The 12,971-nt window shown below is 35.3% G+C and carries 12 protein-coding genes; 6 read left to right on the top strand and 6 right to left on the bottom strand.

The genetic code is table 11. The features are described from left to right. Positions 1-138 precede the first annotated feature (138 nt). The 5 genes from AC1RNE_RS22055 to AC1RNE_RS22035 all read left to right on the top strand — a co-directional run bounded on the left by AC1RNE_RS22055 (position 139) and on the right by AC1RNE_RS22035 (position 2,301). The gene (locus tag AC1RNE_RS22055) at positions 139-492 is read left to right on the top strand and encodes a hypothetical protein (protein WP_492804236.1); all 354 of its coding nucleotides are present in this window, start codon (positions 139-141) and stop codon (positions 490-492) included. A 4-nt stretch (positions 493-496) separates the two neighbouring features. Then, positions 497-898, top strand: a complete 402-nt coding sequence (locus AC1RNE_RS22050; RefSeq protein WP_492804235.1) for a SpoIIAA family protein — start codon at positions 497-499, stop codon at positions 896-898. 10 nt (positions 899-908) lie between these two features. After that, positions 909-1,121 (top strand): hypothetical protein, encoded by a 213-nt coding sequence (locus tag AC1RNE_RS22045; RefSeq protein ID WP_492804233.1) that lies wholly within the window; start codon positions 909-911, stop codon positions 1,119-1,121. 29 nt (positions 1,122-1,150) lie between these two features. Beyond that, entirely contained in the window at positions 1,151-1,768 is a 618-nt protein-coding gene (locus AC1RNE_RS22040; RefSeq protein ID WP_492804231.1) for an HmuY family protein, read from the top strand. Between the two features lie 200 nt (positions 1,769-1,968). Beyond that, entirely contained in the window at positions 1,969-2,301 is a 333-nt protein-coding gene (locus AC1RNE_RS22035) for a DUF6686 family protein (protein WP_492804230.1), read from the top strand. Positions 2,302-2,370: 69 nt separating this feature from the next. Here the strand turns inward: AC1RNE_RS22035 and AC1RNE_RS22030 are convergent, their stop codons facing one another. The 4 genes from AC1RNE_RS22030 to AC1RNE_RS22015 all read right to left on the bottom strand — a co-directional run bounded on the left by AC1RNE_RS22030 (position 2,371) and on the right by AC1RNE_RS22015 (position 9,486). Next, positions 2,371-3,444 (bottom strand): phytase, encoded by a 1,074-nt coding sequence (locus tag AC1RNE_RS22030; protein ID WP_492804228.1) that lies wholly within the window; start codon positions 3,442-3,444, stop codon positions 2,371-2,373. A 72-nt stretch (positions 3,445-3,516) separates the two neighbouring features. Continuing rightward, positions 3,517-4,767, bottom strand: coding sequence for a right-handed parallel beta-helix repeat-containing protein (locus tag AC1RNE_RS22025; RefSeq protein ID WP_492804226.1), 1,251 nt, complete (start codon positions 4,765-4,767; stop codon positions 3,517-3,519). Positions 4,768-4,796: 29 nt separating this feature from the next. After that, positions 4,797-7,556, bottom strand: coding sequence for a TonB-dependent receptor (locus AC1RNE_RS22020; RefSeq protein ID WP_492804225.1), 2,760 nt, complete (start codon positions 7,554-7,556; stop codon positions 4,797-4,799). A 274-nt stretch (positions 7,557-7,830) separates the two neighbouring features. Next, positions 7,831-9,486: a tetratricopeptide repeat protein gene (locus AC1RNE_RS22015; RefSeq protein ID WP_492804224.1), complete on the bottom strand. Its 1,656-nt coding sequence runs from the start codon at positions 9,484-9,486 to the stop codon at positions 7,831-7,833. Between the two features lie 276 nt (positions 9,487-9,762). Between AC1RNE_RS22015 and AC1RNE_RS22010 the strand changes: the two genes are divergently transcribed. Continuing rightward, positions 9,763-11,028 (top strand): alkaline phosphatase family protein, encoded by a 1,266-nt coding sequence (locus AC1RNE_RS22010; protein WP_492804222.1) that lies wholly within the window; start codon positions 9,763-9,765, stop codon positions 11,026-11,028. 101 nt (positions 11,029-11,129) lie between these two features. On the opposite strand, the gene AC1RNE_RS22005 is transcribed toward AC1RNE_RS22010, so the two are convergent. Together AC1RNE_RS22005 and AC1RNE_RS22000 are read right to left on the bottom strand one after the other, a co-directional pair. Further along, positions 11,130-12,056: a ParB N-terminal domain-containing protein gene (locus tag AC1RNE_RS22005; protein WP_492804221.1), complete on the bottom strand. Its 927-nt coding sequence runs from the start codon at positions 12,054-12,056 to the stop codon at positions 11,130-11,132. 21 nt (positions 12,057-12,077) lie between these two features. Then, on the bottom strand, positions 12,078-12,971 hold an 894-nt coding region (locus AC1RNE_RS22000; protein WP_492804220.1), incomplete at its 5' end, for a ParA family protein.

Genomic DNA, 12,971 nt, shown 5'->3' with positions numbered 1-12,971 from the left:
TAGTAAATGACTATGATTTTATTAAAGTCATTTCTGAGAATCAATAGTTTTATTTTTTCTTTTCGTTCACATTGTACAAAAACAGTCTTGAATTATCGAGACTGTTTTTAAAAAAGTTTTCTACTAAATTTTATCAATATGAAAGAGATGCAACAACAACATATCATTTTAGTTGAAACGGATAACGCCAGTGCTTGGCAATGTAAATGTTGTAATGAAATACAAGTTCAATATAAAAACTCTTTGATGACTTTTGAATGGACTACGATGGTGACGTTTTTAAGAAAATTAAATGAAGCCCCGCATGCCCAAAAGTTTTATGTCATAGAATTGTGCAATTTAAGAAGCGTTCCAAATATACAAACAGATATATTTTCAACTGGTCTATTTTTAAATAACACAGAAATGAAAGAATTTTTATTTGTGTTGCATACAGCCTGTGAAAAGATTGATTTAGAGCTAATTTTTAGGAATACAATTCACAATAACTAAGCTAATGGTACAAATTGAAACACATTTTAAATGTCCTGTTTTTTCGATGAAAATTAGTGGAAAAACAACGCAGGAAGATACCAGAAGCTATTTGTCAGAAATGAGTAAGCTTATTAATAAAAACGAAAGTTTTGGCTTGCTCTTCGACTACCCAGAAGGAAATCTATGTCGCGAAAGAGGTGTCGTAAAATTAGAAACCACTTGGTTTAAACATTATCGTAGAGAGTTTTCCAGACAATGTTTTGGGATTGCAATCGTCACGAAATCATTTTTTATGGCAAACGTCTATCACCATATTGTACAATATTTAGCTAAGCGTACCTATGGCTGTCCTGTAAATATTTTTGAAACTCGTTCTGATGCTCAAAGATGGTTAATGGATTTGTACTTAACTCCTAAACAATAAAATCAGTCAGATGGAAACATTAATGTTCAAAACAAACATTACCTCTCCTATTGGTATACAAGCCATTTGGGATGCCCTCAAGTCAGTAGGAATTAGCAATTTCAACATTGACTTTCATGATGTGAACAAAGTTTTAAAAATTGTGTCTGAACAATTTACACCGAGCGAAAAAATTATTAGTGCCCTTGTTGGGCTAGGTTACCAGTGCGAGAAAATATCATAAACTCATCCCTTTATTTAAATACAAAAAACATGAATTCTTTACAAAAAATTGCCTTGTCAGCTTTAGTTATTAGTACGCTCTTTACTGCTTGTAAAAAAGATGATGAAGTAGTAGTACAACCCGTAAAATCAGAAACAGTGAAAGATTTAGCTGCCGACCCTACAACTGCCGTTGGTGCTAACGGCCAGCCTGCAGGAACAGGAAAATATGCTTTCTTTAGCTTCAAAACTGGTGCTGTTGCTAGCTCAGACTCAGCAACTACGAAATGGGATATTGGCGTAAGAGCTACTACAATTATCACAAATGGTGGTGGTTCTGGTAGTGGCCAAGGTGGCGCAGTAGTAATATCGGGTATTTTCGATGAAATCAAAGAAGTGCCTGCTTCTGCCACTTTTGCACAAGATACTAAAACCACATTTGCTATTCCAACAGGTGCAGGAAATGGTTGGTACAACTATGCTAATGGTATCATTACACCTGCAGCAGGAAAAGTAATATTAATAAAAACTGCTGATGGCAAATATGCTAAAGTAGAGATTTTGAGCTACTATAAAGGTGCTCCGACTACTCCAACTACTACTGATGTAGCGCGTTATTATACATTCAGATATGTATATCAACCAGAAGCAAGTACAAAGTTTAACTGATGATATTGAATCGCTCAATGAGAGAGTAAAAGACATCGCTCTCTTATATAAACTGCCACTGCTTTGCGGTGGTAGTTTTTCTTAATAGTGATTATAGTAATCTTCAGATTTCTAATTCCTTGGCCAATACTCGCTATTGTTGCTTAATTTCTGTTCGTCTACTATCTAATTAATAAGCGTCATTGTTTAAAGCTATTCTTATGGAAAACTCACACGATTTCAATACGTTAACCGAAAATGCAAACGGTTATATTGGTTACTGTCCATGTTGTAAAAAGTATAACCTTGCCTACAAAAACTCTTTGTTTATCCTGAATGAATTTGAGTTTGGTGCTTTTCAAGAAATGTTGGAAAACAAAATAGGCATTCATGATTTTTGGACTTCGCATGGTAAGGAATATATGATGCGTACACCACTGAAAAACTATTTTGTTTTGTGGAAAGAAAGTGAAATAGATGAAGTATTAGATATGATGGAAGAAATTGCCTTGCTAGTAGAGGCTCATAGAGTAGTCAATATCAATAAGAACTAAGAAATTTGAGTTTTAAGTGCGGAGTATTTTTTATAACTCCGCAATCAAAACTCGATACTATTCATTTCATTACTTAAGTTCTTTTCCTGCTATATCTTCCCATTTATAGAAATGAAAAGTACGGTCGTCGCTCATGGCAATAAATAATCCTTTTTTGAAAGTATTATTTAAAGACACTGCAACTGTTTCAGAACCATCACTTTTATTGGCTTTTACTTTCACTACCTTTAGTAACTGATGGTCGTTTTTGTTCTGAGCTGTCCCTTCTCTGCTAAAAATATGGAATTGATTTGCTCCTTGATCCGAAACTAAAATATAACCAGTCGTTGGTGAGGTTTGATAAATAGAAATTCCCTCATGGTCTTCAGTAAAACCTGTAGTAGCAAACAACGCTAATTCTTGGTTACCATTTGTTGGCTCAGCGTAATATTTTCTTACGCCAACGCCTTCGTCGGAATAATAGACATAGCCAAGTTCATCATCTACAGCGATAGATTCTATTTCTTTTTTTCCGCTATATGCCCCAAACTTTCTTACTAACGTAGCTTTTACCTGTCCAGCACCATTGTCTTCCAAAAGATATTGCCAAAGGTAACTACCATCTGTTGGACCCGATTTTCTACCTACAATCGCATAAATTTTTCCTACTTTGTTTTTGTATAAAGATATTCCCATCAAGTCACGAAACTCTGCTCCTGTTTCGTTCTCGAATACCTCAATGCCTCCATTATCAACGGCCTTCATGTCTGGTAATGAATAAATACGTAGTTTATGGGTCAGACGCTCTGTAACTACGGCAATATCTGTGGCTTTGTTGTTTAGCACTAAGCCATATTCAATATCCACATTATCAGGTCGCTTTAATCCATGTACTACTTTATCCGCTTGAATTTTCCCTTGCAAATCATACACATACAAAGCTCCATCTACGTCTTTATCTGTACCCACTATTAGGCTTTTGCTGGCATCATTGGGATTTATCCAAACAGCAGGGTCGTCGGTATCATGTTGTACAGGTTCAGTAATAAAAGTGGGCTGTACGATGGGTTGTTCACTAGCAGTAGTATTTGTTTGAACAGCCACTTGTTTACAAGCATTAAGCGAAAAGGCAAGCAAAAAGATGGTTAAAAGCCTATGGTTCATTATTCTTTCTATTTAATTGTGAGTTAGTGATTGAGTGAATCACTAACTCGTAATCCACTCAATCACAACTATTTACTTCGTTCCAAAAGCACCAATATACGACGCAGGTTCAGGCGATTTGTAAGTCTGACCATTAATCGTGATACCGTCTTTATAGTTTCTCGTGAAGGTAGTGATTCCTTTATTCAACGCTGGTGAATCAGTAGCTAAGTGGAAGTCCCAAGTAGTTGTGAAGTCAGCATTTGATTTATCAGTACTTACTGGATAATTCACAAATTTAGGGTCGTTATCACCTACTTTTGTACTGATAATATCGTTCTTTCCTGTTAAAATTTCAGTACTTGGTTGGAATTGATTTACTCCCTCTTGCGTATAGCCATAGTACAATGAATTACTAACTACCGAACGACTATCTTCTGGTTTTTTAGCGTCTCTCTTAATACCAAAACGAGTGTTTGCCATTAAGTTATTATACAAATCTGCACGAACACTTGCTTCTACCCAAATAGAACCACCTTTAATAGTTGGTCTTCTCCAGCCTGTATTCACAATCGTGTTGTTATAAGCCACTACATACGCTTGAGGAGTACGGTCACCAGCATTTGATAATTTCAAGGCATTTGTATTTGTGCTATAAATTAAGTTATAAGCTACGTCAGCAACACAACCTGATTTGATGTTGATAGCTTCTCCACCACTTTCACCTGTTGTATGAAAAGTGTTATTGCTAAAAATGATGCTTCCCCCTTCTAAATAAGTACAGTCATCATGCCAAAAACGAACGATAGAGTTTTGCATTATTAACTTTCCTGCGGTATTAGAAAACCAGATAGCAGGGTCAAATTCACCGCTAACAGCCTTGTATAAACCTTGTTTTACAGATGTTGACGATTCTGTTGTAACAGCACCACCATACTCCATAATTACATTATTTAACAACAATTCTGAACAAGTTTTTGAAGCCAAAATTCCACCCCACAACTTACCGAATTTGTTTTTAGTAATTCTTGCACTTTCAGGAACAGTCATTTTTACAGGGTTAGCTGTACTTCCTGTTACATACAAATTACCATTTACGATAATTTCAGGCTTGCTTGTCGTATCCATCACTACTGTTACGCCTTCTTCAATCGTTAAGCTTTTGCCTGCTGGAATGATGATGTCCGTTTTTACTTGGATGATAGAACCTTTTACCCAAGTTCCTGATACTTCGCCCGTTACCGACTGCTCTACAACGGGTGTTGTTTTGTTTTCGTCTTTACTACAAGCACTAAACAATGTGGCTAGTAAGAATGCTCCTACTAAGATTTTTGAATTTTTCATGACATTAATAAAGTTGAATTTTGAATATTTTAGTATTTGAATTTTATGCCTATTAAATAACTTCTTTGGTAATAATCTTCGCGAATCAAGGTTTTATCATTTCCTCCTTTTGATTGCTCTGGTATATTGGCATTGACTGGATTGGTATTTTTGATAAATACTCTCATCGGCGTATTCAATAAGTTGTTGGCTTTGCCAAAAACTACCCAACGGTCACTCAGTTTTTTTTCTACAGAGAAATCCATCTGAACGAAGGCTTCTTGCCATAAGTCATTATCTAAAAACTGTGAAACTGTATTGATACGCTCACCAGTATACGACGCTGCTAATTGTGCATCCCATCCTGTTTTTGAATTTCTATAGAGTAAAGAAAAATTACCGATGTGTTCCGACTGTCCATAGAGTGGACGCGTTTGATCAACGGAGATAGATTCTAAGTTCCCCGCACTATTACGAATCCTGATATTCTTTTTGGTTGTAATAGACGAATGTGTGTAGGTATAGTTTGCCTTGATGCCAAAGTTTTTGAAATACTTGATTACATCTAACTCCAAGCCGTAATTATTGGCATTCCCAAAATTCCCTGGTGTATAGAATACGTCTTGGCCTCTAACTTCATCCACTTGCAAGGTATATTCTATTGGGTTTTTAATGTATTTGTAGAAAACTCCAGCCATTATTTGGTCTGATGCATTCGGAAAATATTCATACCTCAAATCAATATTGTCGGCCACAGCACGTTGCAAATCAGGATTTCCTCTTTCTTGAAATTCTTCATTGACTACTTTCCCTGGAACAATCTCGAAAAATCCTGGACGATTGATTGAACGGAAATATGAAGCACGCAAATTTTGAATATTATTTAAACTATGTTTGACGTTTAAGCTTGGCAAAAAATCAGTATATACTTGATTTCCAGACGGATGAAGTTCACCAAGTGGAAATAACATCTGATAGCCTTGGTCTGTATTTTCAACCCTAAGTCCACCAATGAATTGCGTTGCTTTGGTATTTAGTTTTGCCATTAAATACCCTGCTGCTATTTTTTCAGTAGCTTCATAATTTAATGCTGAGGCTACTGTTCCTCTTGGGTTTTGAACGGTAAAATCTACTTCGTTATAATTGTTAAAGTCTTTACCAAACACTGCAAAAGGATTCGTTGGTTGAAGTACATAGTTATTATAAAAATTACTTCTCTGTTTATCTCGATACAATATTCCTGTACTGATTTCTAGCAGGTTACTCTTCCATGAACTTAAATACGTCAAGTTTAAGTAAGTGGCTAAATCGCGGTCATCATTATGTTCCCAACGGCGACTGCTTTGCTGTGGATATATTTTGGTTTCAACAAAATTTTCTCTTTTACCCAATACGCTAAAACTAGTATTATCAGGCACTTGGTTAGAAGCCGTAGAATATACTGCCGACCAATTGAATTTGAATTTATCTGATAATTGATGTGTACCTTGTAAAGTACTATTGAAAATTTGTTGTTGTGTAAGCCTTGAACGAACCCCAAACGTTAAGCCTGCATTTCCTTTTTCTGGGTCGTACCCTCCTGATGAGTATTCTGTTGTTTTAGTGTCTCTTAATTGCTCGTTAATCAGGTTCATATACGCATTATACCACTGCAACTTATTTCGCTCGTTAAATCGAAAATCTATTTTGGCATGCAAACCTAAACGCTCTTGTCTTTCAGAAAATTGACGTTCAGCTAAACTGGTAATTCTTGAAGTTTTTTCAGTATCATAAACCGTTGAAGAGAAGAATTTACTATTGCTACCACGATACGTATTTTGAAAGCTCCCTGCTAAAATTACACCCAAACGGTTTTGTAAAAAACGATTTCCAATTGATAACCCTCCTACTATATTTGGACTCGGATTTTTAGTTTGCAATGTCAAAGTTCCTTTCGGAAAGTCTTTTGATGTCGCCGAATAAGTACTACCACTTAATTCATAAGGCGATTGCTTTTGAATCTGGCTTGCATCAAAACTTGTAAATCCACGATTGATAAACAATTCATTGTACCCTCCTGCTAAATTCCCTTTAATTTCTAATTGATTAGGTGCATCTTTCATCACCATATTTACAACACCTCCTACGGCATCACCCTCTAAATCAGGCGTCAAGGTCTTAAATACTTCTAAACGACCTAACAGTTCAGAAGGGAAAATATCTAGCGGTACATAGCGATATTTGTTGTCTGGACTAGGTATTTTGATACCATTCACCAAAGTATAATTATAACGCTTATCCATTCCCCTCAGAATAGCATATTGCCCGTCACCATTACTATTTCTTTCAATAGAAATTCCCGATACTCTTTGTATTAAATTCGCCACCGTTAAATCTGGAGAAATTTCTATCGCCCTACCAGAAACAATATTCATCAATTGATTAGCTTTTCGTTCTGAAAAACGAGCTGAATTTTCCGTTGATTTATCGGACGTGGCAGTCACAACAACTTCATTGAGGGATTGTTTTGAATCAGGTACTAAACTCAGTTTTAGAAAAGTATTGTCTTTACCGATGATTACTTCTTGTGTAATAGTTTCATAAGTAATGTAGCTAATCTTTACTTGGTATTTTCCTGCTGGAAGATTCTTGATGCTGAAAGAACCGTCTAGTCCAGTAACATCATAAAAACCTTTTTTATCTAATCGTACATTCGCTCCTATTAGTGGTTCGCCCGTTTCTTTATCAATCACTACCCCACTCAATGTTCCTGAGAAAGCAGTAAAAGTGATTAAGATAAAAAAGCTAATCAGGCTGTATATTTTGTTCATTTTGTTTTGTGATTTATTTTTAATTAGCTTTTTCGTGTGAGCTTAGTTAAAAAATCTTTCGACATCATTTTTTTGATGTGACAAAGGTTCAAATACAAAATGAATACAACCAAATTTGGGGCGTTACAAAAAAGCAACAGCGTTACAAAGGGCATAAACAAGAAGGCAACAATAGAAACAAAAAATATATAATTACCTAAAAATCAACACTTTAAAAACAAACAATCGCTACATTATCAAATTGTTACCGTTACATTTCCAAATCATTAACAACCTATAATGCTTGAATAAATGCCGAAAGACTATCTCCTTGAGCTAAGTTTAATTTCTTACGAAGACGATAACGAACTACCCTCAAGCTATCTTGAGATATCCCTAACAACGAGGAAATATCAGCAGAATTAAGATTCATTTTTAACAAAGCCACCAATCGTAAATCGTTTGCCGTAAGGTTATCAGTCTTAGCTTTTAGCTTATCAAAAAAGCTCTGATGTACTTGCTCAAAAATACCCCTAAACTCATCCCAATATTGGTCATGATTAAAACTTTGATTGATTTCCTGCATGATTTGCCTAAGCTGGCGTTTAGGGTCACGACGCTCGTCTTTAATCATTTCTTCTAGTTTGTTATATAGCTTTTCAAGCAACTGATTTTTCTGAATAACATGCAGGGTGTGCGAACTCAATTCTTTGGTTTTTACTTCCAATAGATTTTTAAGATTTTCTTCCTCCAATACTTTATTCCTCAAAGCTACTTCCATCAATTCCTTTTGGGTTTGATATACATAATTTCGCTCTTCATTCAAAAATCGCTCACTTTTTATTTTCAAGCGCTGTCGGCTAATAATTACCGTCGCCAAAGCTGCTAATAAAACGGTTACGATTCCGATGGCAAAGCCAATAATTTGGTTTTGCTTTTTCGCATTATTCAATTGCTGTATTTCATTATTCTTTTTACTAATATCATACATTACTTGTAACAATGCCAATTGCTTATTACTATTCTCATCATAAATATCTAAGGCTGTTTTTCGGCTTAATTCTAAGTAATGATAAGCACTATCGTTTCGTCCTAGTAAATTATAGGCTTTTGCAATATCACGATACGCTCCTGATAGCTGATAATTTTCTTTTGTATCCAATGCCATAGCCAAGGCCTTTTTAGAATACTGTAAGCTTTCTTTTACCTTATCTGTTTTTCTAAAAACATCTCCTAGATTATTCAATACTTCTATTTGGGCTATCTGATTGTTTGTTTCCTTATTAAGCGTAAATGAGCGTTGGTAATAAAAATAGGCTGAGTCATACTTAGCAAGGTCTTCATAAATACTTCCAATGTTTTCATAAATCTTGGACATTCCTTGGCGATTATTAATCTTTTGGTAATGCATCATTGCCCGACGCTGATAGACAAAGGCACTATCATATTTCTGTTGTTTTTCGTATAACTGCCCAATTTTACCCAACGTATTGGCCATGCCTAAATCATTTTTGGTATTTTTATAAATCACCAATGCTTCATCATAATACTGACGAGCCAAGTTTCGCTGATGATTGTAATAATATAAAACACCCAAATCGTTTAAATTACCTGCTAACAGTTCTTTCTTTTGGTTGGCCTTAAATATCGTGCTGGCCTGTAAATGGAAATCCAACGCCTGAGGATAATGCCCAAAGTGATAACAAATTTGCCCCATTTGCTGTAGATAAAGTCCTGCTTGAACAAAATCCTTTTGCTCGTTTGCCTTATTGTACTTTTCTTTCAATAGGCGAAAAGTAGTATCTGGATTATGAAAATACAGCCCCAGATTTTCTTTATCTTCCTCCTTAAATGTTTGTGAGCAGAGATTTGAAAGATTATTTACTAATAAGCATACAACAAAAAAGCTTTTGATAAAGCGACGCGAAGAATAATATTGGATGAAATTCATAATGAGTATTAGCCGAAAAATTTGCTAAATTTCCCTCTTCAATAGCTCAAAATCATTATTTCAATTAGAAGTTTAACAAATATTTAATATGAAGATGATATACCTAACTTTTATAAATTTGACTTTTGTGTTCATTTGATGTTTGGTTAAACAACAGATATGAATAAGTTTTTTGATTTTTGATTAAGAATGGACTAAATTGCTTTAAGAGATTTTATTAATCATCAATTCACTTCAACAAATTTTAAAGCCTATCAATTTTTGATAGTATTTCAAATGAAAAAATCAATACTCCATCTTCTTTTTGTCTTGCTATGCTTCTGTGTTTCTAATACCATTGCTCAAGACTTAACGCAGCAAATTATTCCGAATCGTAGCAATAGCCTAGCTCAACAACAAAAACCTTATGTCATCTTGATTTCGGCTGATGGTTTTCGTGCAGACTTTACTGATAAGTACCAAGCCAAGAATCTTCGTAAATTAAGTAATGATGGCGTAACAGCAGCCTACATGCTACCCTCTTTTCCGTCTCTTACTTTCCCCAATCATTATAGTATCGTAACGGGAATGTATCCAGCACATCATGGATTGGTTGACAATTCTTTTTATGATGCCCAACGCCAAGAGAGTTATGGAATGGGCAATAAAAAAGCCGTTGCAGATGGCTCTTGGTATGGCGGAACGCCTCTATGGGTGTTAGCAGAGCAACAACAAATGATAAGTGCTAGTTTTTATTGGGTTGCTTCTGAAAGCAACATTCAAGGAACTTTACCTACTTATTATTACATCTATAACGATAAAATAGACATTGATACGCGTATTAAAACGGTTAAAAACTGGCTTCAATTACCTGAAGATAAGCGTCCGCATATGATTACTTTTTATTTCCCTGAGGTTGACCATGAAGCCCATACTTATGGCCCAGACTCAAAAGAAACTGAAGAAGCAGTACATTTTGTAGATAATAGCATAGGTAAACTGGTTGCTACTGTTGACTCTCTCCATTTGCCTGTAAACTTCGTATTTGTTTCTGACCACGGTATGACGAAAGTTGAATATGAACATCCTATGCTTTTACCTAAAGCAATCGACCCTGAAAAATTCATCATTCCTCGTGGAGATGCATTGTTGCAATTGTATGCAAAAGATAAAAAAGATATTAAGCCGACCTACGAAGCTTTAAAGAAAGAAGCAGTGGATTTTGATGTATACTTAAAGAAAAATATTCCTAGTCGTTGGCATTATGGCAAAAAAGACGACAAGTATAATCGCGTTGGCGATATTTTACTTGTTCCACATTTACCTAAAGTATTTGGTATTACAGGTAAATCTACGACGCCAGGCAAACACGGTTTCGACCCAGCCATTGAAGATATGCACGCTACATTCTTTGCTTGGGGACCAGCCTTCAACCCTCAAACAAAAATAGATGGTTTTGAAAATGTAAATATCTATCCAATGATTAGTAAGATTCTTGGCTTAGAATACAGCCATAAAATAGATGGGAAACTAAAGGTTTTAGATACTATTTTAAAGAAATAAAACATAAAAAGCCAGATGGTCAAAATGACCATCTGGCTTTTTTATCAATAATACTTTTTGATTTCATTTACCTAATGGACATTTTGACCATCTGGCAAATATCAGTTTAAAATCAATTTAAAGTCTTGTAAAGCAAGTTCTATCGCCTCAAAAGCTTCTATATTTCTACTAGCGTATGCTTCGTTAATGGCACTTAGTACTTTATTGTATTTCTCTTGAGCAATATCGTTTGAATCATTCTCTGATTTTTTATCTTTTGAATTACTCTCTTGTTGCAATAAAATTTCCTCTACTTTCTCAATATCATCAATCGATTGGTTTTTCTCATTCGACTTTGCCAATAGCTGTATTTTACTTTTCTCAACTTTCTTTTTTCCCGAAAGTACTTCATTGCGAAGGGTAGGCGTGAGTTTTTCTAAGCCTTCAGCAAAGGCAGCATCTCTCCTAATTGTTTTTTCGCCTACATTATATTCTTTGGCTAATCTTTCGGCAGTGGTAATTTTTACAGCATTTTCCAAATGGTCATTTTGACCATCTGATAAAAATCCTTCTTTTTTGCCTTGTAAATTATCCGAAACGTCATTTTTCTCGGTATTATAGCGCAATCCTCTCAAATATGATGCTTGCTGTACATTTAGGTTTCTTCGACCCAACTGCAAATCAATCATGTGTTCCTTTACTTCCTTAAATGAGTTAAAAGACAATAATTGCACGTTGAAAGAAACCCCAAATTCTTTGCATATCCCATAACGGTTGTGCCCATCTATCAACACATAAGCTGGCTCCATTACGTTGCCTTCACCAATAACATCCTTGGTCGTTTCCCAAAGTAAAAGTGGGTCTTTGCATCCATTTGCTAACAAATTAGCCTTTAATTGCGCTAATTCGGAATCTAACAAGGGAGGAATGAAGCTTCTTAATTCTTCAAGGACTGTTATATTTTGCTTTATCGACTCTAAGGGCGAAAAACTATTTGTGATAGACACCCTTGCTTTTTCTGCAATCGACATTTTTATGTTCTTTGCCATTTCTATAAAATGTTAATTGGATTAAAACAATGATAGGTATTCGTCACAAAACTCTTCATAACATCTTGCAGCTTCTGAATCTTTATCAAATGTTCTTATGGGTATCTGTTCTATCTGAGCCTTCTGAAAAGCAATCAAATGTTTAATTTCCTTGCTGAATACTTTAATGTGTGGGAAAATGCTTCTTACCGTCTCTTTAATCCCGTCATGAACAGTATTTTTCCTTACCATGGTAAATACAATGCCATCTACTTGTAGGGCTGGATTGAAAATTTGGCGAGCTTCCGAAATACGCTCCAACAGGGTATTTAATCCTTTTAAAGCCGACATTTCTGGCAAAAGGGTAATTAAACAACTATTAGAGGCTTGCATGGCACTCATCGTAAGAATATTCAAAGAGGGTGGACAGTCAATCAAAATAAAATCGTAGTTCTGACTAATCCTTGCTATCAATATTTTTAAGCGTTGTTCGCCACCTACCTTATTAACCAATTCTGTTTCAGCTTTTGCCAATTCTATATCTGACGGAGCAATGTCTAGATTTTCGCCAATGTTGTAAATAGGCAAATCTGCTAATTTTACTAAACTATGGTAAACTTGTTTTTCATCTTGCAGATGTATATCAAAAATCTGACTCAAATTACCTTGCGGATCTAAATCAATAATCAATACTTTAAAGCCCATTTTAGCAATTGCCTCACCCAAATATCCCGTTGTCGTAGTTTTACCTACTCCTCCTTTATGGTTGATAACAGATACCACTCTAGCCTTTTCATATAAATTTGTTGAAAATCCGTACGAAGTTACTACTGGTAATAAGAGCTCTAAATGCTTTTCACTTAAATTTCGTTCTCCTTTCAATGCTTTAGCCAAAGTATCTTTGGCAAGTCCTGCTTCTCTTTCCAATGTCGCCAC

The organism is Arcicella sp. GW822-FHT02H01 (assembly GCF_058802005.1).
Note: the sequence above shows the minus strand (reverse complement) of the source record. Positions and strands in the feature narration are given on the sequence as shown.

Excerpts from the sequence above, each read along its gene's own strand:
- AC1RNE_RS22055 (WP_492804236.1), top strand. The coding sequence starts at position 139 with ATGAAAGAGATGCAACAACAACATATCATTTTAGTTGAAACGGATAAC.
- AC1RNE_RS22030 (WP_492804228.1), bottom strand. The coding sequence starts at position 3,444 with ATGAACCATAGGCTTTTAACCATCTTTTTGCTTGCCTTTTCGCTTAAT.
- AC1RNE_RS22035 (WP_492804230.1), top strand. The coding sequence starts at position 1,969 with ATGGAAAACTCACACGATTTCAATACGTTAACCGAAAATGCAAACGGT.
- AC1RNE_RS22010 (WP_492804222.1), top strand. The coding sequence starts at position 9,763 with ATGAAAAAATCAATACTCCATCTTCTTTTTGTCTTGCTATGCTTCTGT.
- AC1RNE_RS22015 (WP_492804224.1), bottom strand. The coding sequence starts at position 9,486 with ATGAATTTCATCCAATATTATTCTTCGCGTCGCTTTATCAAAAGCTTT.
- AC1RNE_RS22050 (WP_492804235.1), top strand. The coding sequence starts at position 497 with ATGGTACAAATTGAAACACATTTTAAATGTCCTGTTTTTTCGATGAAA.
- AC1RNE_RS22025 (WP_492804226.1), bottom strand. The coding sequence starts at position 4,767 with ATGAAAAATTCAAAAATCTTAGTAGGAGCATTCTTACTAGCCACATTG.
- AC1RNE_RS22020 (WP_492804225.1), bottom strand. The coding sequence starts at position 7,556 with ATGAACAAAATATACAGCCTGATTAGCTTTTTTATCTTAATCACTTTT.
- AC1RNE_RS22045 (WP_492804233.1), top strand. The coding sequence starts at position 909 with ATGGAAACATTAATGTTCAAAACAAACATTACCTCTCCTATTGGTATA.
- AC1RNE_RS22005 (WP_492804221.1), bottom strand. The coding sequence starts at position 12,056 with ATGGCAAAGAACATAAAAATGTCGATTGCAGAAAAAGCAAGGGTGTCT.
- AC1RNE_RS22040 (WP_492804231.1), top strand. The coding sequence starts at position 1,151 with ATGAATTCTTTACAAAAAATTGCCTTGTCAGCTTTAGTTATTAGTACG.